Below are 25,082 nucleotides of genomic sequence, written 5' to 3' on the forward strand. Positions count from 1 at the left end.
GAGCTCCGTTGGGTCCATGAAATCATTGTTTTCCTCTGTATGCCTGGCGGTGTGTCTGGCGCTGATCCTACCGGCGCCAAGCGTCAAGGCGGCTTCAGTGCAGGAAAAACCTGCGGCGAAAGCGGCTGCGAACAAAGCCGCTCCCGTCAAGAAAGCTGTTCCGGCCAAGAAAGCCACACCCGTCAAGAAAGCCGCGCCAGTCACAAAAAATGCGACCAAGGTGAAAAAGCGCGCGCCGATTGTCTCCAAGTCCAAACCAGCGAGCGAAGTCGCGAAGACTGCGCTGCCTTCGGCGAACCTGGATTTGAGCCTGCCCCGGGACATGGTCGAGGAGCTGGAGCCGGTCGGCACCGTTGCGCTGCCCAAGCGTCCGGCGGTATTGCCACAAATGTTCGGTGAGAAGGCCTCTCCCTTCCAGCTCAACGGGCGGCTGATCAGCAACGAAATGCAATTGCAACTGCGTAACGAAGAGCGCCGTGAGGTGGACGGCGCCGCGCTGGAGTTCGAATTCAAGCGCTGATTCGCAGGCGCTTTGTCGCAGACTGGTCAGTCACGCCCGTTTGCGCGTAAAAACTCGCGGCCAGTAATTTAAAACAACTGTTTTAGTCGTTATTCTGTGGCCGTCCAATCACACATCGCCCGTCGCGAGGAACCCTTCGTCATGAACTGCCGTGAAGGCTGTGGCGCCTGCTGCATTGCCCCTTCCATCAGCTCCCCGATTCCCGGCATGCCCCATGGCAAAGCCGCAGGAGAACGTTGCGCGCAGCTGTCTGTCGAAAACCTGTGCGCTATTTTCGGCCAACCGGAGCGTCCTGCCGTGTGCTCGGGCTTCAAGGCCGACGTCGAGGTTTGCGGCGCCAGCAGCGAAGAGGCGATCAGGTTGCTGGGCTGGTGGGAGCAGATGACGGCGGCGTGATGTGTTTACGAACGGAACTTCAACAATAAGGAATAAGACTATGAGTTCGCTGCATCGAATGGCTGTGCTGTGTGGGTTGACGCTGATGCTGGCGACCAGTGTCTCCCAGGCCGAAGACTGGAAAGTGGCCAAGAATGAGGACGGTATCAAGGTGTCCTTGAGTGAAGTGGCCGGCTCCGATTACAAGGCCTATCAGGGGGTCACCCTGATGAAAACCACCGTGGCCAAGTTGCGCGCCTTGCAGGATGACGTGGCAGGTGCCTGCGCCTGGATTCACGAGTGCAAACTGCAGAAACTGCTCAAGCACGAAGGGAACCAGAGCTGGACCTACAGCCAGTTCAATACGCCATGGCCGGTGACCCCGCGTGATTCGGTGCTGCATGTCACCACCACCGAAGGCGCCGACGGCAGCCTGACCCGTAAACTCGAAGGAGTACCGAACTACATTCCAGAGGAGAAGGGTTTCGTGCGGGTGGCCAAGATCGACGGTTTCTGGAAGTTCGTTCCCAAGGGTGATCAGGTCGAAGTGACCTATCAGGTCCACACGGAGCCGGGCGGCAGCGTGCCGTCGATGGTTGCCAACAAGTTCGTGGTGGATGCGCCGTTCAATACCCTGAAGGCTTTGAAGGCCAAGGCCGAGAAGTAAAAAAACGCCCCATTCAGATCGTTCATTTTACGGTAGGAGCGAGCTTGCTCGCGATTCGGTGGTTCAGGGAGCAAATATGCAAGCTGATACGCAGAATCGCGAGCCAGCTCGCTCCTACAGACAGCGCACTTTATTTTGTTTCTCAATATGCGTTGAACGAAATTTTCACAAAGTCTCCAAGACAATCCGCCCGCGTAACTGTGCCGCTCACTAATCAATGGCAATGCCACGATTGATCGTGCAACATTTGCGCACCGCGCAAACCCCGGGGCCGAGAATTGGCCAACAGAGGGCTGGGCGCAGCTGCCTTTTGCAACTTTAACTTCCAAGGGTCCTAAAACGACATGGCAATCCCGGACGCCCTGAATCAGCAGCGAGCTTCTAGTCGCCTGCTGCAACCCACCGTCAAATCCCACCTGGCCTACACGCTGCTGTGCGCCCTGGTCATGATGGTCATGTTCAGCCTGCTGCGCCTGGCGCTGCTGGTCTACAACAGCGCGATGATCCTCGACACACCGGCCTCGACCTTTGTCGAGGCGTTCGCCAACGGCCTGCGCTTCGACCTGCGCCTGGTGGTCTACCTCATCATTCCATTGGTACTGGCCCTGTTCAGTGCCCGGGCGATGGCCGCACGTGGGTTCTTCCGACTGTGGCTGACCATCGCATCGAGCATCGCGCTGTTCCTTGGCCTGATGGAGATGGACTTCTATCGCGAGTTCCACCAACGTCTCAACGGCCTGGTTTTCCAGTACGTGAAGGAAGACCCGAAAACCGTGATGAGCATGCTCTGGTACGGTTTCCCGGTGGTTCGCTACCTGCTGGCCTGGGCCGTGGGCACCTTGATCCTGACCCTGGCATTCAAGGGTGCCGACCGTGCAACCCGGCCACGCGGGCCGTTCAGCGGTGGCAGCATCGGTGCCCGTCAGGTCGCCCCGTGGTACATGCGGGCAGTGGTTTTCGTGGTCTGCCTGCTGATCTGCGTGGTCGCGGCTCGCGGCACCCTGCGTCAGGGGCCACCGCTGCGCTGGGGTGACGTCTACACCACCGATTCGAACTTCGCCAACCAGTTGGGCCTCAACGGCACGCTCTCCTTGATTGCCGCGGCCAAGAGCCGGTTTTCTGAAGAGCGCGACAACATCTGGAAAGCCACCATTGAGCAACCCGTCGCCCAGCAGACCGTGCGCGACATGCTGCTAACGCCGAGTGACAAGCTGGTCGATGCCGAGACCGCCGCCGTTCGCCGCACCTATTCGCCGAACGCCGACAAGACCCTGCCGATCAAGAACGTCGTGGTCATCCTGATGGAAAGCTTCGCCGGTCACTCGGTCGGCGCGCTGGGCCGTCCGGGCAACATCACGCCTTACTTTGACAAGCTGTCGAAAGAAGGCCTGTTGTTCGACCGTTTCTTCTCCAACGGCACGCACACCCACCAGGGCATGTTCGCCACCATGGCCTGCTTCCCGAACCTGCCTGGGTTCGAGTATCTGATGCAGACACCGGAAGGCAGCCACAAGCTGTCCGGCCTGCCGCAATTGCTCAGTGCCCGCGATTACGACGACGTGTATGTCTACAACGGTGATTTTGCCTGGGACAACCAGTCGGGCTTCTTCAGCAACCAGGGCATGACCAACTTCATCGGGCGTAATGACTTCGTCAACCCGGTGTTCTCCGATCCGACCTGGGGCGTGTCCGACCAGGACATGTTCAACCGTGGCCTGGAGGAGTTGAAAGCTCGCGACGGTAAGGACAAGAAGCCGTTCTATGCCTTGTTGCAAACCCTGTCCAACCACACGCCGTACGCCTTGCCGACGCCGTTGCCGGTAGAACGTGTCACTGACCGCGGCAGCCTCAACGAGCATCTGACCGCCATGCGCTACTCCGACTGGGCGCTGGGTCAGTTCTTCGAGAAGGCACGCAAGGAGCCGTACTTCAAGGAAACGCTGTTCGTGATCGTTGGCGACCACGGTTTCGGCAACGAGCAGCAGATCACTGAAATGGACCTGGGTCGTTTCAACGTGCCGATGTTGTTGATCGGGCCAGGCGTGCAGGACAAGTTCGGCCAGGTTGACCACACCGTGGGCACCCAGATCGACATCGTGCCGACCATCATGGGGCGCATCGGTGGCGACGTGCTTCACCAGTGCTGGGGTCGCGACTTGCTGAACCTGCCGGAAGGCGACAAGGGCTTCGGCGTGATCAAGCCGTCGGGCAGCGACCAGACGGTTGCCTTGCTCACCGCCGATCGCGTGTTGGTGCTGCCAAAGGAAATGCCGCCCAAACTGTACCACTACGAGCTGGGCGCCAATCCGAAAGGTGAGATGATCCCCGCGTCGGAAGACGAAGCGGCCCTGCGGCAGAAACTTGAGTCGTTCATCCAGACCGCGACCAAGAGCCTGATCGACAACACCGCTGGTGTGGTCCACGGCGTACCGGAATAAGTTATAGACGCAATAAAAAAGAGGCCCTTCGCAGGGCCTCTTTTTTTGCCTTTTTTTCGCTTGTTGTTGCTTTATATCTTGCCGAGTAACAGCAGGATCAGCAGCACTACCAACACTACGCCAATGATACCCGACGGGCCGTAACCCCAACTTCTTGAGTGAGGGAATACCGGCAGACCGCCTACCAGCAGGAGAATCAGAATAATGATTAAGATTGTGCCCATGTCTATTTCCTTGTGGGAAGCATTCTGGAATTACCTGGCGCTAAATAGTCAGCTGGATTGCTATAAACCCAAGCTGCTTACCAAGTCCGACTCTTGCACTTGAAAGAAAATTCCATGTTTTTTTAATGTTTTTTGCGAGTTCGCTTATTTCTTTTCAATGGGCAACTTGTCGTGCCCCTGTCCGGGGTTTGTTCGGGCTATTCAGCAATCTGATGGAGCGTGGGTCGGTCAGGGTCCTTCGCTACACTCAGGCATCTTCCTCGGGAACAACAAGGCTGTTTGCTATGCAAAATCGCATGATGATCACTGGCGCGGGCTCGGGCCTGGGTCGCGAAATCGCGCTGCGCTGGGCGCGTGAAGGCTGGCAACTGGCCTTGTCGGATGTCAGCGAACCTGGTTTGCAGGAAACCCTGAAACTCGTTCGCGAAGCCGGTGGCGACGGATTCATACAGCGCTGCGATGTGCGTGACTACAGTCAACTGACAGCGTTTGCCCAGACCTGTGAAGTGAAATTCGGTGGCATCGACGTCATCGTCAACAATGCCGGTGTCGCCTCAGGTGGCTTTTTCAGCGAGCTGTCGCTGGAAGACTGGGACTGGCAGATCGCGATCAACCTGATGGGGGTGGTCAAAGGCTGCAAGGCCTTCCTGCCGCTGTTGGAAAAAAGCAAAGGCAGGATCATCAACATCGCGTCGATGGCCGCCTTGATGCAGGGCCCGGCCATGAGCAACTACAACGTCGCCAAGGCCGGTGTCGTGGCGTTGTCCGAAAGCCTTCTGGTGGAGCTGGCGCAGCAGGAAGTCGGTGTGCATGTGGTGTGTCCTTCATTCTTCCAGACCAACTTGCTGGACTCATTCCGTGGCCCCACCCCGGCGATGAAAGCCCAGGTCGGCAAACTGTTGGAAAGTTCGCCCATTACCGCTTCGGATATTGCCGATTACATTTATCGGCAGGTTGAGGCGGGCGAGTTCATGATCCTGCCCCACGAGCAGGGGCGCATGGCTTGGGCGCTCAAGCAGAAAAACCCGCAGCTGCTTTACGATGAAATGACTGCAATGGCCGATAAAATGCGCGCCAAGGCCAAACAAACCGCCGGTTGAACTTGCCCCAACGAAACGTCGTCGTTAGGGTGGCCGCCATTGGTCAACCTAACGAGACACCTGGCATGCTCAATTACCTGTGGTTCTTTCTTGCCGCGCTGTTTGAAATCGCCGGCTGCTTTGCTTTCTGGATGTGGTTGCGCCAGGGCAAGAGTGTCTGGTGGGTGGTCCCGGCGCTGCTCAGCCTGACCCTGTTCGCGCTGTTGCTGACCCGTGTCGAAGCAACCTATGCAGGGCGCGCCTACGCTGCCTACGGCGGCATTTACATCATTGCGTCGATTGGCTGGCTGGCGGTGGTCGAGCGAATTCGTCCGTTGGGCTCGGACTGGATTGGCGTTGCGTTGTGCGTGATCGGTGCGAGTGTCATCCTGTTTGGCCCGCGCTTCACCGCTTCCTGACGTTTCGCCCAGCTTTGTCGGACGTTTCCTAGGGAGTCGTACGTTTAGCCTTGTAGGGCGAGACTGTTTTTCCCCCACTGCATTGAAGGGCCGCTACGCACCGTGCATCTTCAGGGCTCGATAACCCTGAAGGACGAATGCCATGCTTGTACTCAGCCGCGTTGTGGGTGAAATGATTTCTATCGGTGACACCATCTCCCTGCGTGTTGTAGCCGTCAACGGCAACAACGTGCGTTTTGGCATCGAAGCTCCAAAAAGTGTCACCGTGCACCGGGCGGAGGTGCACAGACGTATCCAGGCCAAACTGGCGAAAAACGAGGCCACCTGACGCTGTCAGTCGAACAGATGCTTGGGCACGTCGTGCTTGAGCATCAGTTGGCATTGCTCGCTTTCCGGATCGAAGACGATCAGCGCCTGGCCCTTGGTCAACGCCTGGCGAACTCGCAGTACGCGGGTCTCCAGCGGCGTGTCATCGCCATTGTCCGTGCCGTCGCGGGTCACGAAGTCTTCGATCAAGCGGGTCAGGGTATCGACTTCGAGTTGGTCGTGGGGGATCAGCATAGGCACCTCGGCTAAACAATGGCGCGATGCTACGGTGAATGACGGGTTGCGGCTAGCCCGGGATGATGGGGTACCGGGTGAATGGCTATCGCGAGCAAGCCCGCTTCTACAGGTTCACCGCAACCCCTGTAGGAGCGGGCTTGCCCGCGATAGAGCCAGGTCAGGCAACCCAAATGTCAGATCAACCCTCCGACCGCTGCCCGACCAGACTGTCCACCGACGGCACCCGCGTATCGCTTTCCATCTGCGTGTCATGTTCGATTTGATGGCTGAAGCGATCCAGCGAGCCCTTGGCCGGTTGGGCATCGCTGGCGAACACCGGCGGGCTGAGGATGTAGGCGCCGAGCAGGCGACTGAGCGCTGCCAGGCTGTCGATGTGCGTACGTTCGTAACCGTGAGTCGCGTCGCAGCCAAAGGCGAGCAGGGCGGTGCGGATGTCGTGGCCGGCGGTGACGGCCGAGTGGGCATCGCTGAAGTAATAGCGGAACAGGTCACGGCGCACGGGCAATTCGTTGTCGCTGGCCAGCCGTAGCAGGTGGCGGGACAAATGGTAATCGTAGGGGCCGCCGGAGTCCTGCATCGCCACGCTGACGGCGTGCTCGCTGGAATGCTGGCCCAGCGCGACCGGCGCGATGTCGATCCCGACGAATTCGCTGACGTCCCAGGGCAACGCCGCCGCCGCGCCACTGCCGGTTTCCTCAGTGATGGTGAACAACGGATGACAATCGATCATCGGTTCCTCGCCGCTGTCGACGATGGCCTTGAGCGCCGCCAGTAACGCTGCAACACCGGCTTTATCATCGAGGTGGCGAGCGCTGATGTGGCCACTTTCGGTGAACTCCGGCAGCGGATCGAACGCCACGAAATCGCCGACGCTGATGCCCAGCGAATCGCAGTCGGCACGTGTCGCGCAGTAGGCGTCAAGGCGCAGTTCAACGTGGTCCCAACTGATCGGCATCTCATCGATGGCCGTATTGAACGCATGCCCCGACGCCATCAGTGGCAACACGCTGCCACGGATCACGCCGTTATCGGTAAACAGGCTGACGCGGCTGCCCTCGGCGAATCGGCTGGACCAGCAGCCCACCGGGGCGAGGGTCAGGCGACCATTGTCCTTCACCGCGCGGACGGCGGCGCCGATGGTGTCCAGGTGAGCGGAAACGGCGCGGTCGGGGCTGTTTTTCTTACCCTTGACCGTGGCGCGGATGGTGCCGCGTCGGGTCATTTCGAAAGGGATGCCCAGTTCTTCGAGGCGCTCGGCAACGTAGCGCACGATGGTGTCGGTGAAGCCGGTCGGGCTCGGTATGGCGAGCATTTCCAGCAAGACTTTTTGCAGGTAATTGAGATCCGGTTCGGGGGTTTTGTGGGTCATGGAAACTCCTCGTTGGGTGTCTGGGGTGACGCCATCGCACGGCCGCGATGGCGTTATTCAGACCACCGCCTGACTGTGCGGAAACAGCAAATCGACAAACCGCTCAGCCACAGGCTGCGGTTCGTGATTGGCCAGTCCGGCACGCTCATTGGCTTCGATAAACACATATTCCGGCTGATCTGCCGCTGGCACCATCAGGTCGAGGCCGACCATCGGGATGTCCAGCGCCCGCGCGGCGCGCACGGCGGCATCGATCAACGTCGGGTGCAGGATCGCAGTGACGTCCTCGAGAATGCCGCCGGTGTGTAGATTCGCCGCGCGCCGTACGAACAAGTGCTCGCCTGCCGGCAGAATGCTGCTGTATTCGTAGCCGGCTGCCTGCAGGGTGCGTTCGGTCTCCTGGTCCATGGGGATCTTGCTTTCACCGCTGGTGGCTGCCTGGCGTCGGCGACTCTGGGCTTCAATCAACGCGCGGATGCAATGGTGTCCATCGCCTATGACTTCAGCGGGTCGGCGAATCGCCGCTGCCACCACCTCAAAGCCAATCACCAGAATGCGCAGGTCGAGACCTTCGTGGAAACTTTCCAGCAGTACGCGGGTGTCGAACTGGCGGGCGACTTCGATGGCCTGTTGCACTTCCTCGATGTCGCGCAGGTCCACTGCCACGCCCTGGCCCTGTTCGCCGTCCAGCGGCTTGACCACCACCCGCTCGTGCTCGTCGAGAAACGCCAGGTTGTCATCGGCATTCCCGGCGAGTTGTTGCGCGGGCAGATTCAGGCCGGCGTTTTTCAACACCTTGTGGGTCAGGCTTTTGTCCTGGCACAACGTCATGCTGACGGCACTGGTCAAGTCGCTCAGGGACTCGCGGCAGCGCACGCGTCGGCTGCCATGGACCAGGGTGAACAGACCGGCTTCGGCGTCATCCACCTGAACTTCGATGCCGCGCCGATGCGCTTCGTCGACAATGATCCGCGCGTAGGGGTTGAACTCGGCCTCTGGGCCGGGGCCAAGGAACAGCGGCTGATTGATGCCGTTCTTGCGTTTGATCGCGAAGGTCGAGAGGTTGCGAAAGCCGAGCTTGGCGTAAAGGTTTTTCGCCAGGCGATTGTCATGCAGCACCGACAGGTCAAGGTAGCTCAGGCCCCGGCTCATGAAGTGCTCGATCAAATGCCGCACCAGCACTTCGCCGACACCGGGGCGTGAACAATGCGGGTCGACGGCCAGGCACCACAGGCTGCTGCCATGTTCCGGGTCGTTGTAGGCCTTCTGGTGATTGAGGCCCATGACGCTGCCGATGACCGCGCCGCTGTCATCGTCCTCGGCCAGCCAGTACACCGGCCCACCCAGATGACGAGGTGTCAGGAGGGCAGGGTCGATCGGCAACATGCCTCGCGCCTGATAGAGCTGGTTGATGCCTTGCCAATCCGCCTCGCTCTGGGCGCGGCGAATGCGAAAACCCCGAAACACGCGAGTGGCCTGGCGGTAATCGCTGAACCAAAGACGCAGGGTGTCGGAAGGGTCGAGGAACAGCTGTGCCGGCTCCAGGCCCAAGACCTGCTGGGGGGCGGCGACATACAGGGCAATATCTCGTTCGCCGGGCTGCTCGTTGAGCAATTCCCGAGCAAGGCTTGCCGGATCCGGAAAGGTATGACCGATCAGCAACCGGCCCCAGCCGCAATGAACGGCGATGGGGTCGGCGGCCAGCTCGCTGCCGTCTTCGGCCAGTCGCGCCTGCAAGCGTTCGTAGGAGGGCGCCTGACCGCGCAACAGGCGTTGGCTGTACGCCGTGGCGTGAGGTTTCATCAGTCAGATTCCTTGTTCGCTGAGCCACAGGTTCAGCGCCGCCAGTTGCCACAGCTTCGAGCCGCGCAACGGGGTCAACTGGCCCTGGGGATCGGTGAGCAGGCGGTCGAGCATCGCCGGGTTGAACAGGCCGCGATCCTGACTCGGGTCCAGCAGCAGGTCGCGTACCCAGTTGAGGGTGTCGCCCTGCAGATGCTTGAGGCCAGGCACGGGGAAGTAACCTTTCTTACGGTCGATGACTTCGCTCGGGATCACCAGGCGTGCCGCTTCCTTCAACACATGCTTGCCGCCGTCGGGCAACTTGAATTGGCCCGGCACGCGCGCCGACAGTTCCACCAGGCGGTAGTCCAGAAACGGCGTACGCGCTTCCAGCCCCCAAGCCATGGTCATGTTGTCGACGCGTTTGACCGGGTCATCCACCAGCATCACGGTGCTGTCCAGGCGCAAGGCTTTGTCCACCGCAGCGTCAGCACCGGGTTGTGCGAAATGTTCTTTGACGAAGTCACCGGCAGCGTCATTCGCGGTCAGCCACTTCGGCTGTACCGTGGCAGCGTAATCGTCGTAACTGCGGTCAAAAAACGCCTCGCGATAGGCCGCATAAGGATCGGCGGCACCATCCACCTGCGGGTACCAGTGATAACCGGCGAACAACTCGTCCGCGCCCTGGCCGCTTTGAACCACCTTGCAGTGCTTGGCCACTTCCCGGGACAACAGGTAGAAGGCGATGCAGTCATGACTGACCATCGGCTCGCTCATGGCGCGGAACGCCGCGGGCAGTTGCTCGATGATTTCTTTTTCGTCGATGCGCAACTGATGATGCCGGGTGCCGAAATGTTGGGCGATCAAGTCCGAATACTGGAACTCATCGCCGCGTTCGCCGCCGGCATCCTGGAAGCCGATGGAGAAGGTCGACAGGTTGTCCACGCCGACTTCACGCAGCAGGCCCACGAGCATGCTCGAGTCGACGCCGCCGGAGAGCAAGACCCCGACATCCACCGCCGCGCGCTGGCGAATCGCTACAGCTTCACGAGTGCTCTCTAGCACGCGGTCACGCCAGTCTTCGAGCGTCAGGTTCATCTCGTCAGAGCGTGGGCCGTAGGGCAGTGTCCACCAGGTTTTCTGCTCGGTACGGCCATCGGCTTCGACACGCATCCAGGTGGCCGGAGGCAGCTTTTCTACGCCCGCCAGCAAGGTACGCGGCGCCGGGACTACCGCATGGAAGTTCAGGTAATGATTGAGCGCCACCGGGTCGAGGATCGGATTGATGTCGCCACCCTTGAGCAACGCCGGCAGCGCCGAGGCGAAGCGCAGGCGCTGCCCGGTGCGCGACAGGTACAGCGGTTTCACGCCGAGGCGGTCGCGGGCGATGAACAGGCGCCTGGCGTCGCGTTCCCAGATGGCAAACGCGAACATGCCGTTGAGCTTGGGCAGCAGGGCTTCACCCCAGGCGTGATAGCCCTTGAGCAGCACCTCGGTGTCGCCGCCGGAATAGAAGGCGTAGCCGAGGCTTTCCAGCTCGGCGCGCAGTTCGGGGAAGTTATAGATCGCGCCATTGAAGGCCAGGGACAGACCCAGTTGGTTGTCGATCATCGGCTGCGCCGAGCCGTCCGACAGGTCCATGATTTTCAAGCGACGATGGCCCAGGGCAATCGGCCCCTGACTGTGAAACCCCCAAGCGTCGGGGCCGCGAGGGGCCAGGTGATGGGTGATTCGTTCAACGGCTGCAAGGTCCGCAGGTTGATGATCAAAGCGTAACTCGCCAGCTAATCCACACATAAAATCCTTACCGGTTTTTCCGTTGGGGAGGGTCAATCGGTACTCGGCCAGAACGGCGGGTACTCAGAAACTGACCCGTGTAGATTTCAGTAGTTTTAGATCGATAAGTAATAAGCAGCAGAGAGGCGAACCTCTGGTATGGCGGATTCGTCCTTGAGCAGGGTGGTAGATAATGCTGCCGGATCGGCGTGCGGGGGGGCGTAGGCTGAGCACTTCCGAATGCAATAAGGACATTGCTTATGCTGACCCCCGCTATCACGAAGGCTTCATCCCCCGTCTCCGATGCCCACCGATTGGCGACGTTGGTGGAGCATACCGGCGATCTGGACAAGGCCGATGTGCTGCACAGGTCACTTCCAGCCTGGCTGGCCAATGCCGACCTGGGTGTGGTCCAGGCTCTGAACGCCGCGCTCGACCAGTCGCATCTGGTCTACGCCAGGGCCTCACAGGTCCTGCAAAGGCTCAAACCGCTGGATGGGTTCTGCAAGCAACGGCTCACTGCTGCGCTGAAGAGCCAGTGGAAACTCGATGTCGATGTCGAGCGGGATACGCTCGAGGTGGTCAAGATGGAGTTTTCCGGCACCGGGTTGTTACCCCTGGGTTACGAGGGAGAAATCACCGCCAGTTCCTGCAGCCTGCTGCACGCGGCCATGCTCAATTTCACCGCTGAGGAAGCCGCATCAGACGGTTTTCTTGAGGATTCCAGGGTCCGGATCAATGGCAAGGACCGCTCGGGCCCGGACATCACGCCTGCCAAATTCGCTGCGCTGTGTCGCGAGCTGGACCTGGGGGGCAAATATCAGAAGCACATCAACGAAGTGCTCGCGGTTCCACCTGCAACTTCATTGACGGCGACGTCCATCAACGCAACACCAGCCTCGGTGGACGTTCGGCGATTGAAGTTGTTGGACATGCAGGTTGCGGCCCACACGGCCTTTCTGAAAAAAGACATCAGCGATGCCGCCTACCGGATGCTGTTGAAGGCCATCGAGCAGGATCTACCGGCGGCCAAGGCCAGGAACATTCAGTACGACGGGGCGCCGGTGCTCTGGCAAGGCCTGGTGATTCATGACGTCAACCTGTACGGCGTGCTGGTGTTCAGCAAGGTCTCCATCGATACCGCGCCCACAGCCAAGTGTGTGGTCTACATGCCCAACAATCCCCGCCGGCCGTTTTACGAATATGCCTCAGTCGAGGACTTGAAGGCCTATCTGACGCTTCATTTGAAGAGTGACAGTTTCCGCAAGCAGTTTGCGACTCAATACCTCGCGGGCCACGATGCCGTCGATTTCTTCAGCCGGTTCGATCAGGACAAGACGGTGGGCAAATTGTCAGCCCTGCCCGACGATACCTGCCTGGGTGATTTTCTGTTCAGCGACTTTGTGACCAAGGCCGAAGAGGACGCGCGAATACTCGCGGTGCCGACCCATGTGGTCGACGAGCAGCAGCGCGAGAAAACGCTCCAGGCCCTGCTGCAAGTCGGCATGGTGCTACTCAATGCAGCCGCTTTCTTCGTTCCGATACTGGGAGGGTTGATGCTGGTCGCCGCTGTGGTCGAAATGGCCGGCGAAATCTACGAAGGCGTGGAAGACTGGACGCAGGGTGAACGCAACGAAGCACTCTCGCATTTGCTTAACGTGGTCGAAGGCGTTGCGCAGATGGCGGCGTTTGCGGCCGGCGGCAAAATCGTCGGCAAGGTGCTCGGCAAAGGCGTGAAGGAGCAAGCGGCGTACTTCGAGCGTTTCGAGGCGGTGAACCGAGCGGACGGCAAGGCCATGCTCTGGAAACCGGACCTGGCCCCCTATCGGCAGTCTTCAGGGGTGCCATCTGATTTGCGGCCGGACTCACAGGGCGTTTACGCGCAGGGTGATGCCCATTCGATCATCATGGATGGAGCCACCTATCGCGTGTCACGCAATGCCGCCGGAAATGCCTGGCAAATCAATCATCCCACGCGCACCGATGCCTTTGAGCCTCAATTGGAACAAACCCTCGCCGGTGGCTGGCGCCATGTCTATGAACATGCCCATGAGTGGCCCGAGGCGGGTTACGCATTAGGTCGAAGCAATCCCCACCTGGCCGAGCGCGGCAGCGACCTGACGGCGCTGGCCGACATCACGGGCATGACGCCCGGTCGGCTGCATCATTTGCACGAAAGCCGATTGAAACTGCCCCAACGCGTGAACGACAGCGCCCAGCGCTTCAAGCTGGACCGGCAGATCAGCGAGCTGATCAATGCCATGGAGCGTGGAGAAACCACCCATACTCGGTATGTGCAGGCGCAGTTGCAGGTGCTGCCCATGCTCCCCGACTGGCCGGCGGAACGGTTCATCGAAGTGCTCGATGAGCAGGACGTCGTCATCGCGCGGTTCCCGAAAACGGCGCCGAAAAATGATGAAATCAATTGCGTGCACGTGACCCAGGCGCAACTCGGCGCCGGGAAGTTGCTCCAGACTATCGTCGACGGCCTTTACCCTGAGCAAGTCAAAGCCTTGGTTGGCCATTCCAGCCGAGAATCGAATGCACGATTGCTGGGTGAGAAAATCGCCAGGTACCTCAAGGGCAATCGCAAGCCGTTGTTCGAACGTCTGTACCAGGCCTACGATGACACCGCCAACAAGGACATCGTCTTGCTGCGCGAACAGGCTCCGCAGTTGCCCAGCCGGGTTGCGCAGGAAGTGCTGGATGGCGCGTCGGGCAGAGACCGCCATTTCCTGTTCGATCGCAAGATCCTTGGGTCGGATCTGGCGCGCAAGGTGCGTCAGGCAGAGTTCGCCATTCGCCAGGACCGGGCGCTCGCCGGGTTGCATCTGCCGCATCTGGCCAATGTCGACACCGAAAGCCTGACACTGGCACTGATGGATCGGGTGCAGGGTTGGGATGAGGGGTGCAGACTTGAATTACGGCAGGGATCGCCAACCGGCGACCTGTTGAACAGCGTGGGTGAGGCGCAGGCGCAATCGCGCGGTATCATCGTGAAAACCGCCACGGGCTACCAGGTCACCCAGGTCACCGGCAATGTGTCTTCCACGGCTGCCAGCGATACGTTGGCCCAGGCCATAATTGATGCTTTGCCCGCCCGCCAGCGTGCGCGCATGGGTTTGAGCGGTAACGATATCCAGGATGTGACGTCGCTTCGATCACGACTGGTCAAGGCGGGTACTGCCGATCCGGCGCGCACGGGCCGTTTGTTGCGCGGTGAGCGTGATAAAACCGCCAGCCACCTGTTGTCCTGCGTTCAGGCGGCGCCTCCCGAAGGGAGAGCGCACGCAAGAAGCCTGATCCGCAAAGTCCTCAAGTTATTTCCTTTGTACACAGATGCGCAGGCGGTGGCTTTTCTCGACAACGCAGGCAGCACCCCGATGGCGCAGATGAGTCGACTGCGCGAGCTCAAGCAGCAATTGGATGTGTTTCGCAGGACCCTCTATGCCTGGCGTGACGACACTGCACAGATGGCCAAGCTGCCGGGGCAGTTGAATGACCTCCGGGTCAGCCGCCGGCAGGTGGCCAATGCTCTTGAAAATTGCTGGCGTCGGGTGGCGCCACCACGTTGGCCCGTTAACCAGCCCTATACCACCCTGACGCTGGAGAGTAACCCGGTGGGGCCGTTGCCCACGCTCACCGAACAGGATGTCGCCCATGTGCGCACCCTGCGGGTCAGGGACATGAACGCCGGTGATGAACTGGCGTACTTCCTCAAACCTTTCAAGAATCTGACCCGATTGGAGTTGGACGGCAACAAAGTCACACGCTTGCCCGAAGCGCTGTCGCAGATGCCGGGCTTGCAACACCTGAGCCTGAACGACAATCAGCTGATATTAACCGAGCAAACCCTGCGCAAACTGGCCGATATGCGGGGCCTTCATACGCTATCGCTGGCCGGCAATCGGCTGGGTGCAACCCTGGATGTGCGCAAGATGCTCCACTTGCAAGGCCTGTTCCTCTGTCACACCCACGCCACTGAACTGCCACTGGGGCTTGAGCGCTTGCCCTACCTGGACATGGTCGATTTGCGCGGTAACGAGATTCGCAAGTTGCCGGACTGGCTGTTTGACAGCTCCCGACGCTTGGCCCGAACCATTAATTTGCGACACAACCCGCTGTCCAGCGAGAGCTCCGCGAGGCTGAAGGCTTATCGCGACAACACAGGCGAGGGCATGGGGTTTCTCGACAATGATGCCGCTGTGATCAGCGAGCAAATGGCCAGGGATTTCTGGATGCCCAAACCCAACGAGCACAATTATGCCCGGCGTAACCACGCCTGGCAGGCCCTGAAGAATCAACCCGCGTCCGACGGCTTCTTCCGCCTGCTCGCGGAAACGGGCAGCACGGCCGACAGTCGCTTCGTGCGCGAGGACATGACGCGCCGGGTGTGGAATGTAGTCGAGGCGACTGGCAGGGATGCGGCTTTGCGTGATCAATTGTTGTCGATGGCGGTGAAGTCCAATTGCGCCGATTCGGCGGCCACCATCTTCAGTAACCTTGAAGTGGCCGTGGAAATCGAACAGGTGGTACGACAGGCCATCAATACCCACGATCGCGCCGCCCGCTTGATCAACCTGGGAAGGTCACTGTTCAACCTGGATTACCTGGACAAGATTGCCCGGGAGAAGGTTACAGCTGACCGCACGCTCGATCCGGTCGAGGTGGGGCTGGCCTACCGAACCGGGTTGGCGGACAGGCTCGAGCTGATCGGGCAGCCGCGACACATGCGTTATGCCTCGCTGGGCGGGGTGAAGCCTGCTGATCTGGATGTGGCGTACAGCCGGGTGGTCAACGCGCAACTGTCATCCCAATTGCAGGAATACCTGGATGCGCGCGGTTTCTGGACCGATTTTTTGCGTGAGCACCATGGCAAACAGTTCGCTGACCTTGTCGAACCTTTCCACGCACGCATGCAATCTGCCTTCGACAGTCAGGACACGCTGGGCGCAGGTTACCGGACAAAGGCCGATGGCATCATGGACGAGTTGCAGCAGGCCGAACGCGCCTTGATGGCACGTTTGACCCAGGCGGCGCTCACCGCCGAAGAGTCAAAGACCTGCTTCGCTCTTGATTGAGGTTCAACCCTTGCTGCGGATCAACCGACGCAAGGCAAAGCGGTTCGGGTGGCAGGCTTGCGCCACGGCGCGTGGCAGCGGCATCGGCTCATTTTCGATCCACGCCGCGAGCAACTCGCCGGACAGCGGCGCGGTGACCAGCCCCCGGGAGCCGTGACCGCTGTTGACGTACAAACCTTCCAGCCAAGGGCAGGCGACGTCGGGTATTTGCCGGGCATCCTTGCTCAACGCGCTGTAGGCGTCGGCAAACGCATCGGCGTCCGCCAGGGGCCCGATAATCGGCAGGTAATCCGGGCTGGTGCAGCGAAACGCGGCGCGGCCCTGGAGCGTTTCGGGCTGCAAGGTATCGGCACGCAGGCGAACCGTCAGGTCTGCGGAAATATCTTCCAGCATCTGTAGATTACCGGCGTGCTCTGCGGCGGTGGGTTCCAGGTCCTGGCTGTTGAAGTCGAAACTGGCGCCCAGGGTATGTTCACCCAAGCGCACCGGCGCGACATAACCTTCAGCGCAGACCACGGTGCTCAGCGCCTGGCTCTGAGGCGTCTGCGGCAGGCGGGTGATTTGGCCGCGAATCCGCTTGAGTGGCAGATGGCTGGTCTCTGGGAAACGCTGGATGTCGCCAGCGCCGGCCAGCACCACCACGGGGGCTTCGGCCAGCAGTTGTTCGCCATCCCAGGCTTGCCAGCGGCCCTGGGCTCGACGCAGTTGCAGCACATCGTGATGGGGCAGCACCCGAATTCCGGGGTGGTTGGCTTGCCATTGGCACAACGCCGGGGGATGCGCCCAGCCACCTTCCGGGAAAAACAGACCGCCCGACGCCAGGCTGATACCGGCGCGTGCCTCGGCCTGCTCCTTATCCAGGTTGTGCAGCAAATCGTGGGGGAATGCCTGCGCCAGATGCGCCTGACGTTCGGCTTCCTTGGCATTGAACGCCAGTTGCAGCACGCCGCAGCCGTCCCAGTCGAGGCCGCGTTGCAGGTGCTCCAGCAGGCGACGGGTGTAGCCGAACCCGCTGAGGATCAGTTGCGACAACGCTGTGCCGTGCGCCGATAACTTCAGGTACAGCACACCTTGAGGGTTGCCCGAGGCTTCTTGCGCCAGAGCATCACGACGCTCCAGCACACTGACTTGCCAGCCCCGTGCCGCCAGACTGGCAGCGGTCGCGCAACCGGCCATGCCGCCGCCAATCACCAACGCGCGACGTTCGCCGGTGAAAGGTTGAGGGCGGGTGAACCATGGGCTGGTCGCCGGGGGCGCGGGGACTTCCTGCGGCCAGCCGAGGAACGAGCCGCGCAGGATTTCCCATTTATGACCGATGCCCGGGGTGCGCTTCATCTTGAACCCCGCCGCGTTCAGCAGTCGGCGAACCCAACCGGTGCTGGTAAACGTGCTGATGGTCGAGTCGGGGGCGGCGAGCCGCGCCAGTTCGACAAACAATTCGGCGGTCCACATGTCCGGGTTCTTTGCCGGCGCGAAACCATCGAGGAACCAGGCATCGACCTGTGCGTCCAGTTGCGCCAACTGATCCAGCGCATCACCGATCAACAGGGTCACCGTCACGCGACCCTCGGCCAGCACCAGCCGCTGGAAGCCTGGATGGATCGCTACATACTGCGCGAGCAATTGATCGGCGAACGGCTTGAGTTCCGGCCACAAGGCAAGCGCCCGTTGCAGATCGGCGGCATTCAGCGGGTATTTTTCAACGCTGACAAAGTGCAGGCGTGCGCCAGGTTGCGCGTGTTGTTCGAACAACTGCCAAGCGCACAGGAAGTTCAAGCCAGTACCAAAACCGGTCTCGCCAATCACCAGCCGTCCACCCACCGGCAACGCCGCAAAACGCTCGCGCAACGCGTTCTGTTCGAGGAACACATAGCGGGTTTCGTCCAAGCCGGACAGGTCGGAAAAATACACATCGTCGAACACCCGCGAACGCGGGAGGCCTTGGTCATCCCAGTCGAGCTGGGCGTGGGGCAGAACAGGTTTCATGGCAGGCTCGATCACGGCTAGGGGGCCATTCTAGCTGATCGATGGGGTTGAGCCATGATCCAAAGCAAGCACATTGAGCCCGCCCACCTGTAGGAGCGAGCATGTCGAACCGTCGCGATGGTCGTCAACGATGACGCTGGCTGCCTGACACCCCGCGGTGTTCAGGCGTCCATCGCGAGCATGCTCGCTCCTACAGGTGGGCGGTGTTGTCCGCAACCTTCTGCATTGACCCCGGTCCAGATAGCCGCAGGTTTTTCCGCTAGGCTTGTGCAATCTTGAATGGGAGCGGTCCATGTTCGAATCTGCCGAAATCGGTCACGTCATCGACAAAGAAACCTACGACGCTGAAGTACCGGCGCTGCGCGAAGCCTTGCTCGAGGCGCAGTTCGAACTTCAGCAGCAGAAGCGATTTCCGGTGATCATCCTCATCAACGGCATCGAAGGCGCCGGCAAGGGCGAAACGGTGAAGTTGCTCAACGAATGGATGGACCCGCGACTGATCGAGGTGCGCACGTTCGACCAGCAGACCGACGAAGAGCTGGCGCGACCCCCGGCCTGGCGTTACTGGCGGATGCTGCCGGCCAAGGGGCGCATGGGGGGTTTCTTCGGCAACTGGTACAGCCAGATGTTGCAGGGGCGCGTGCATGGCGAGTTCAAGGATCCGCGACTGGATCAGGCCATCAATGGCGCCGAACGTCTGGAGAAAATGCTCTGCGACGAAGGCGCGCTGATCTTCAAGTTCTGGTTCCACCTGTCCAAGAAACAGATGAAGGCACGGCTTAAGTCCCTGGCAGACGACCCGCTGCACAGTTGGCGCATCAGCCCGCTGGACTGGCAGCAATCGCAGACCTACGACAAGTTCGTCAAATACGGCGAGCGCGTCCTTCGCCGCACCAGCCGTGACTATGCGCCATGGCACGTGATCGCCGGCGTGGACCCGCGCTATCGCAGCCTGGCGGTCGGCAAGATACTGCTCAAAGGCCTGCAAGACGCCTTGCAACGGCCTGATATTCACCCCGACAAGGTCAGCGCTGCGCCGCTGGTCAGCAGCGTCGATCAGATCAGCCTGCTCGACAGCCTCGACCTGAGCCAGCGCCTGGACAAGGATGAGTACGAAGAGCAACTGATCACCGAACAGGCACGACTCTCCGGGCTGATGCGCGACAAACGCATGCGCCGTCATGCCCTGGTGGCGGTATTCGAAGGCAACGATGCTGCGGGCAAGGGCGGCGCGATCCGGCGGGTAGCGGCGGCGCTCGACCCACGGCAATACAGCATCGTGCCCATCGCCGCCCCCACCGAAGAGGAGCGCGCGCATCCGTATTTGTGGCGTTTCTGGCGGCATATTCCGGCACGGACCAAATTCACCGTGTTTGACCGTTCCTGGTATGGCCGGGTGTTGGTGGAGCGCATCGAAGGCTTTTGCAGCCCCGCTGACTGGTTGCGTGCCTACGGCGAAATCAATGACTTTGAAGAACAGCTCGCCGACGCCGGCGTTGTGGTGGTCAAGTTTTGGTTGGCCATCGACAAGGACACCCAGATGGAGCGCTTTCAGGAACGCGAGGAAACGCCATTCAAGCGCTTCAAGATCACCGAGGACGACTGGCGCAATCGCGAGAAATGGGATGCCTATCGGACGGCAGTCGGCGACATGGTTGATCGCACCAGCACCGAGATCTCCAATTGGACGCTTGTGGAGGCCAACGACAAGCGCTGGGCACGGATCAAGGTGTTGCGCACCCTCAACGAAGCCCTGGAAGCGGCCTTCGAAAGGTCCGACCGACACGGGAAAAAACACAGGTAACCCGATGGCGACGCATACGCAAGGTGAATGATTGTCGCGGGCACTGAGGGCCGGACTTATGCTCGGTCCACTCTTAACCGCCAATAACAATGAGGTATGCCATGCGTGAAGTGGTGATCGTCGACAGCGTGCGGACTGGCCTGGCCAAGTCCTTTCGCGGCAAGTTCAACCAGACCCGGCCGGACGACATGGCGGCCCATTGCGTGAACGCACTGCTGGCGCGCAGCGGCATCGACCCGGCCAGCGTCGAGGACTGCATCGTCGGCGCCGGCTCCAACGAAGGCGCCCAGGGCTACAACATCGGACGCAACGTTGCCGTGTTGTCGCGCCTGGGCACCGGCACCGCCGGCATGACCCTCAACCGCTTCTGCTCATCGGGTTTGCAGGCTATTGCCATTGCCGCCAACCAGATCGCCTCGGGTTGCAGCGACATCATCGTCGCCGGGGGCGTCGAGTCCATCAGCCTGACCATGAAAAGCGTCAACACCGAGAACCTGATCAACCCTTTGCTCAAGGAGCAGGTGCCGGGCATCTACTTTCCCATGGGCCAGACTGCCGAAGTGGTCGCCCGTCGATACGGCGTCAGCCGCGAAGCCCAGGACCTGTATGCCCTGCAAAGCCAGCAGCGCACCGCCCAGGCGCAGACGGCCGGCCTGTTCGATGACGAAATCGTGCCGATGGCGGTGAAGTACCGCGTGGAGGACAAGGCAACCGGCGAGGTGAAGATTCTCGACGGCGTGGTCGATCGCGATGACTGCAACCGCCCGGACACTACTCTGGAGAGCCTGGCCGGCTTGAAACCGGTGTTCGCCGAAGACGGCTCGGTGACGGCGGGCAACTCTTCGCAGCTGTCCGACGGTGCATCGATGACCTTGGTAATGAGCCTGGAAAAAGCGCTGGCGCTGGGCTTGAAGCCCAAGGCGTTCTTCCGTGGTTTTACCGTGGCCGGTTGCGAACCGGACGAGATGGGCATCGGTCCGGTGTTCTCGGTGCCAAAACTGCTCAAGGCCAAAGGCTTGCAGATCGCCGACATCGACCTCTGGGAGCTCAACGAAGCGTTCGCCTCGCAATGCCTGTACAGCCGCGACCGATTGGGTATCGACAATGCGAAATATAACGTCAACGGCGGCTCGATCTCCATCGGCCACCCGTTCGGCATGACCGGCTCGCGTCAGGTTGGGCACCTGGTGCGCGAGTTGCAACGACGTAACTTGCGATACGGCATCGTCACCATGTGTGTGGGGGGCGGGATGGGGGCGAGCGGGTTGTTTGAGGCGGTGCGTTGAATGTGTGGTGACATCTAAATAGCTATCGCGACGGTTCGACGCCTCGACAAGCCCGCTCCTACAGTGGATCTATGCCGCCCTGGTAGTAGCGGGCTTGCCCGCGATAGGGGCGCCCCGGTCTAAGTACGGGCACCCGAACCCTGCATCCGCCCGATATAAGCTTCGATCTCGCGCACAGCCTTCTCCATGCTGTCGAACGGCCCCTCCAGGGTGTTTTCCCGGGTGCTGAAGTACAACTCCCCATTGACCCGACTGACGCGATCGCTGCGAAAGTGCATGGCAGGGGTGTTGTCCTGGGCGCGCATGCCGTACATGGCGGTCTCCTGAAGGTGGGTAGCTGCAATCAGCTTATGCATGAATGACTTGCAATGCCTGTCGATCCGATCGACGGCCATCGCCAATTAATGGTTGCGACCCGCACAGTTTTATTTGCGTCCGCCCACAAACTGTCTCTGTGTGCCAAGTGCCGCTGCACCTAGAATGGCGGTTCCTGCCATCTGGCTCTTGAGGTACGCATGCACATTTCATCCGGTCGCTGGGTTTATGGTCTGTTTCTGGCCCTGTTGACCGCGCTGTTGTGGGGAATTCTGCCGATCAAGCTCAAACAGGTGCTGCAGGTGATGGACCCGGTGACCGTCACCTGGTTTCGCCTGATGGTGTCCGGCACTTGCCTGTTCATTTACCTGGCAGCCACCCGACGCCTGCCGAGTCGCAAAGTCCTCGGGCCGCGTGGCGGCTGGCTGGTGTTGATGGCCGTCTGCGGCCTGGTGGGCAACTACGTGCTGTACCTGATGGGCCTGAACCTGCTCAGCCCCGGCACCGCTCAACTGGTGGTTCAGATGGGGCCGATCATGTTGCTCATCGCCAGCGTGTTCGTGTTCAAGGAAAGCTTCAGCCTCGGGCAGGGGATTGGACTTCTGGTGCTGCTGATCGGCTTCGGACTGTTTTTCAACCAGCGCCTGATGGAGTTGCTCACGTCGCTGAGCGATTACACCGCCGGCGTATTGCTGGTGTTGCTGGCGTCCACGGTCTGGACGTTCTACGCACTGGGACAGAAGCAGTTGCTGACGGTGTGGAACTCGTTGCAGGTGATGATGGTGATCTACCTGTTCTGCGGACTGCTGCTGACGCCCTGGGTGCATCCGCTGGAAGCGCTGCAACTCAATCCCCTGCAAGGCTGGCTGCTGCTGGCTTGTTGCATGAATACGCTGATTGCCTACGGCGCCTTCGCTGAAGCGCTGGCGCATTGGGAGGCGTCACGGGTGAGTGCGACGCTGGCGATCACCCCATTGGTGACGTTTGGGGCAGTGGCTATTGCGGCCTGGATGTGGCCTGAATTCGTGCATGCCGAGACGATCAATGGCCTGGGTTATGGCGGGGCGATCCTGGTGGTGCTGGGCTCGGCGCTGGTGGCGTTGGGGCCTTCGTTGATAGCGGGGCTCAGGGCGCGGCGGGCGAGGGTGGCGGCCGGTTAGACCGCGTAATCGTTCATCGTCGGAACGCCGCCCGGACCAAGCTCGCTCCCACACAGATCTGTGGCGTTCACAAAACCTGTGGGAGCGAGCCTGCTCGCGATGGTTTAACGAGCGCTGGAAAACTCAGCCCTTGGCCCCAGCCTCCAGCATATTCTCCGGCCTCACCCAGGCATCGAACTCCTCATCGGTCAGATACCCCAGTTGCAACGCCGCCTCGCGCAAGGTCAGCCCTTCGGCATAAGCCTTCTTGGCAATTTCCGCCGATTTGTCGTAACCGATATGCGGATTGAGCGCCGTCACCAGCATTAATCCACGTTCCAGATGCTCAGCCATTTTCTCGGCATCCGGCTCCAGGCCCGCGATGCAGTGCTGCTGGAAGTTGCTGCAGCCGTCGCCCAGCAGGCGGATCGATTGCAGCAGGTTGTGGATGATCACCGGTTTGAACACATTCAATTGCAGGTGGCCCTGACTCGCCGCGAAACCGATGGCGACGTCGTTGCCCAGCACCTGGCACGCCAGCATCGAAAGCGCTTCACATTGGGTCGGATTGACCTTGCCGGGCATGATCGAACTGCCGGGTTCGTTGGCCGGCAGTTTGACCTCGGCGAAACCGGCGCGCGGGCCGGAACCCAGCAGACGCAGGTCGTTGGCGATTTTCATCAGGGTCACGGCGAGGGTTTTCAGCGCCCCGGACAGTGTGGTCAGCGGTTCATGGCCAGCCAGCGCTGCAAATTTGTTCGGTGCGGTGACAAACGGCAGGCCCGACAATGCGGCAAGCTCCGAGGCAATGGCTTCGGCAAAACCGTGCGGCGAGTTCAACCCGGTGCCAACGGCGGTACCGCCCTGGGCCAGCTCGCATACGGCCGGCAACGCAGCCCGGATCGCCCGTTCGGCATAGTCCAGTTGTGCAATAAACCCCGAGACTTCCTGGCCGAAGGTGATCGGGGTCGCGTCCATCATATGGGTACGCCCGGTCTTGACCAGTTTCATGTGGCGCGCGGACAACTCTGCCAGCCCGCCGGACAGTTCGCTGATCGCCGGTAGCAACTGGTGCTGCACCGCCTGGACGGCGGCGATGTGCATCGCCGTCGGGAAGCAGTCGTTGGAGCTTTGCGAGCGATTGACGTGATCGTTGGGGTGTACCGGCGACTTGCCGCCACGGGGGTTGCCCGCCAGTTCATTGGCACGGCCGGCGATCACCTCGTTGACGTTCATGTTGCTCTGGGTGCCGCTGCCCGTCTGCCAGACCACCAGCGGGAACTGGTCGTCGTGTTTGCCGTCGAGCACTTCATCGGCGGCTTGTTCGATCAGCCGGGCGATATCGGCAGGCAAGTCGCCATTTCGGTCGTTGACCCGCGCCGCGGCTTTCTTGATCAGCGCCAGTGCATGCAGCACGGCCAACGGCATGCGTTCGTTGCCGATGGCGAAGTTAACCAGCGAGCGTTGCGTCTGAGCGCCCCAGTAGGCCTCATCCGGGACATCAACCTGGCCAAGGCTGTCGGTTTCGATACGGCTCATCGTGCACACTCCTGTAGGTCCAATTGCGCAGTTTAGGCCGTGCTCGCCGGCCGTGGTTCCATCGGTCTGGTTTTCGACCATTCAACCCCTCTAAATCAAGCGCGGCAAGGGTTGGGGTTGAGTGACACACTTTTTTAGGCGCAGAATGGACGCCCTTGGGGTTTTACCTCGCCTGCTAGAAAAGGAAACTCGATGACTCGTCTTCGTGCCATCTGTACCGCGGTTGCACTGGCTTGCGCCAGCGGCCCTGTCTTTGCCGATACCGCCAGCCACAATGCCAGTGCCGAGGCCTTCCTGACCCTGGCGCATGCTGACAAACTGGGTACTCCGGTGTACGCGCAAGTGCAGCAGATGTTCGCTCAACGCTTTGCCCAGACCAAAGCGCCCGAGTCGAAAAAAGCGTTGCTGGAGACCTACCAGGCCAAAGCCAACGCCGCGCTGGACCAGGCCATTGGCTGGAACAAGCTCAAGCCGGACATGGTCAAGCTCTACACCACCAACTTCAGCGAATCCGAGCTCAAGGACCTGGTAGCGTTCTACCAGTCGCCACTGGGCAAGAAGGTCCTGGAAAAAATGCCGCAGCTGACCCAGCAATCGGCCCAGATGACCCAGGCCAAGCTCGAGAGCGCGGTGCCTGTGGTCAACAAGCTGCTGGCTGACATGACCGCCGAGCTTGAGCCAAAAGCGGCCGCTCCCGCCAAGAAAAAGCCTTGATCGGA

General features: G+C 60.7%; 20 protein-coding genes. 12 read left to right on the forward strand and 8 right to left on the reverse strand.

Annotated elements, in window-relative coordinates; all coding sequences use genetic code 11:
• Positions 1-16 precede the first annotated feature (16 nt).
• The 4 genes from AB4N33_RS00240 (at position 17) to AB4N33_RS00255 (ending at position 4,000) form a co-directional block, all read left to right on the forward strand.
• Entirely contained in the window at positions 17-520 is a 504-nt protein-coding gene (locus AB4N33_RS00240; protein WP_460121994.1) for a translation initiation factor 2, read from the forward strand.
• Positions 521-661: 141 nt separating this feature from the next.
• Complete coding sequence (locus AB4N33_RS00245; protein WP_460121996.1) at positions 662-916, forward strand: YkgJ family cysteine cluster protein; 255 nt, start codon at positions 662-664, stop codon at positions 914-916.
• Positions 917-956: 40 nt separating this feature from the next.
• Positions 957-1,562 carry an START domain-containing protein gene (locus AB4N33_RS00250; protein WP_476456123.1) on the forward strand — a complete coding sequence of 202 codons (606 nt, stop codon included), beginning with the start codon at positions 957-959 and terminating at the stop codon, positions 1,560-1,562.
• Between the two features lie 344 nt (positions 1,563-1,906).
• The gene (locus AB4N33_RS00255; RefSeq protein ID WP_476456124.1) at positions 1,907-4,000 is read left to right on the forward strand and encodes an LTA synthase family protein; all 2,094 of its coding nucleotides are present in this window, start codon (positions 1,907-1,909) and stop codon (positions 3,998-4,000) included.
• A gap of 71 nt (positions 4,001-4,071) precedes the next feature.
• Here the strand turns inward: AB4N33_RS00255 and AB4N33_RS00260 are convergent, their stop codons facing one another.
• On the reverse strand, positions 4,072-4,230 hold the full coding sequence (locus AB4N33_RS00260; protein ID WP_174602692.1) for a DUF3309 family protein: 159 nt from the start codon (positions 4,228-4,230) through the stop codon (positions 4,072-4,074).
• A 278-nt stretch (positions 4,231-4,508) separates the two neighbouring features.
• Between AB4N33_RS00260 and AB4N33_RS00265 the strand changes: the two genes are divergently transcribed.
• The 3 genes from AB4N33_RS00265 to csrA all read left to right on the forward strand — a co-directional run bounded on the left by AB4N33_RS00265 (position 4,509) and on the right by csrA (position 6,050).
• On the forward strand, positions 4,509-5,324 hold the full coding sequence (locus AB4N33_RS00265) for an SDR family oxidoreductase (RefSeq protein WP_460122002.1): 816 nt from the start codon (positions 4,509-4,511) through the stop codon (positions 5,322-5,324).
• A 65-nt stretch (positions 5,325-5,389) separates the two neighbouring features.
• On the forward strand, positions 5,390-5,722 hold the full coding sequence (locus tag AB4N33_RS00270; RefSeq protein ID WP_460122004.1) for a YnfA family protein: 333 nt from the start codon (positions 5,390-5,392) through the stop codon (positions 5,720-5,722).
• A gap of 142 nt (positions 5,723-5,864) precedes the next feature.
• Positions 5,865-6,050 (forward strand): carbon storage regulator CsrA, encoded by a 186-nt coding sequence (gene csrA / locus AB4N33_RS00275; RefSeq protein WP_460122006.1) that lies wholly within the window; start codon positions 5,865-5,867, stop codon positions 6,048-6,050.
• 5 nt (positions 6,051-6,055) lie between these two features.
• Here the strand turns inward: csrA and AB4N33_RS00280 are convergent, their stop codons facing one another.
• The 4 genes from AB4N33_RS00280 to AB4N33_RS00295 form a co-directional block, all read right to left on the reverse strand.
• Complete coding sequence (locus tag AB4N33_RS00280; protein ID WP_003199186.1) at positions 6,056-6,283, reverse strand: YheU family protein; 228 nt, start codon at positions 6,281-6,283, stop codon at positions 6,056-6,058.
• Between the two features lie 181 nt (positions 6,284-6,464).
• Positions 6,465-7,655 carry an osmoprotectant NAGGN system M42 family peptidase gene (locus AB4N33_RS00285; protein WP_460122007.1) on the reverse strand — a complete coding sequence of 397 codons (1,191 nt, stop codon included), beginning with the start codon at positions 7,653-7,655 and terminating at the stop codon, positions 6,465-6,467.
• Between the two features lie 57 nt (positions 7,656-7,712).
• Positions 7,713-9,458 (reverse strand): N-acetylglutaminylglutamine synthetase, encoded by a 1,746-nt coding sequence (gene ngg, locus AB4N33_RS00290; protein ID WP_460122009.1) that lies wholly within the window; start codon positions 9,456-9,458, stop codon positions 7,713-7,715.
• Positions 9,459-9,461: 3 nt separating this feature from the next.
• A complete protein-coding gene (locus AB4N33_RS00295) occupies positions 9,462-11,234 on the reverse strand; it encodes an N-acetylglutaminylglutamine amidotransferase (RefSeq protein WP_476456125.1) in 1,773 nt (590 codons plus the stop codon).
• 239 nt (positions 11,235-11,473) lie between these two features.
• Between AB4N33_RS00295 and AB4N33_RS00300 the strand changes: the two genes are divergently transcribed.
• The gene (locus AB4N33_RS00300; protein WP_476456126.1) at positions 11,474-16,294 is read left to right on the forward strand and encodes an NEL-type E3 ubiquitin ligase domain-containing protein; all 4,821 of its coding nucleotides are present in this window, start codon (positions 11,474-11,476) and stop codon (positions 16,292-16,294) included.
• Between the two features lie 3 nt (positions 16,295-16,297).
• Here AB4N33_RS00300 and mnmC read toward each other — a convergent pair whose 3' ends face one another.
• Positions 16,298-18,280, reverse strand: coding sequence for a bifunctional tRNA (5-methylaminomethyl-2-thiouridine)(34)-methyltransferase MnmC2/FAD-dependent 5-carboxymethylaminomethyl-2-thiouridine(34) oxidoreductase MnmC1 (gene mnmC, locus AB4N33_RS00305; RefSeq protein ID WP_476456127.1), 1,983 nt, complete (start codon positions 18,278-18,280; stop codon positions 16,298-16,300).
• Positions 18,281-18,572: 292 nt separating this feature from the next.
• On the opposite strand from mnmC, the gene pap reads away from it, so the two are divergent.
• Positions 18,573-20,084, forward strand: a complete 1,512-nt coding sequence (pap, locus tag AB4N33_RS00310) for a polyphosphate:AMP phosphotransferase (RefSeq protein WP_476456128.1) — start codon at positions 18,573-18,575, stop codon at positions 20,082-20,084.
• A gap of 101 nt (positions 20,085-20,185) precedes the next feature.
• Entirely contained in the window at positions 20,186-21,370 is a 1,185-nt protein-coding gene (locus tag AB4N33_RS00315) for a thiolase family protein (protein ID WP_460141145.1), read from the forward strand.
• Positions 21,371-21,489: 119 nt separating this feature from the next.
• Here AB4N33_RS00315 and AB4N33_RS00320 read toward each other — a convergent pair whose 3' ends face one another.
• The gene (locus AB4N33_RS00320; protein WP_476456129.1) at positions 21,490-21,684 is read right to left on the reverse strand and encodes a DUF6316 family protein; all 195 of its coding nucleotides are present in this window, start codon (positions 21,682-21,684) and stop codon (positions 21,490-21,492) included.
• A 201-nt stretch (positions 21,685-21,885) separates the two neighbouring features.
• Between AB4N33_RS00320 and AB4N33_RS00325 the strand changes: the two genes are divergently transcribed.
• Positions 21,886-22,845, forward strand: a complete 960-nt coding sequence (locus AB4N33_RS00325; protein WP_476456130.1) for a DMT family transporter — start codon at positions 21,886-21,888, stop codon at positions 22,843-22,845.
• Between the two features lie 123 nt (positions 22,846-22,968).
• Here AB4N33_RS00325 and AB4N33_RS00330 read toward each other — a convergent pair whose 3' ends face one another.
• Positions 22,969-24,363 carry a class II fumarate hydratase gene (locus AB4N33_RS00330; RefSeq protein WP_460141146.1) on the reverse strand — a complete coding sequence of 465 codons (1,395 nt, stop codon included), beginning with the start codon at positions 24,361-24,363 and terminating at the stop codon, positions 22,969-22,971.
• Between the two features lie 192 nt (positions 24,364-24,555).
• Between AB4N33_RS00330 and AB4N33_RS00335 the strand changes: the two genes are divergently transcribed.
• Entirely contained in the window at positions 24,556-25,077 is a 522-nt protein-coding gene (locus AB4N33_RS00335; protein ID WP_460122026.1) for a DUF2059 domain-containing protein, read from the forward strand.
• Positions 25,078-25,082: the final 5 nt, after the last annotated feature.

It is taken from the genome of Pseudomonas sp. S1_E05 (assembly GCF_056337105.1).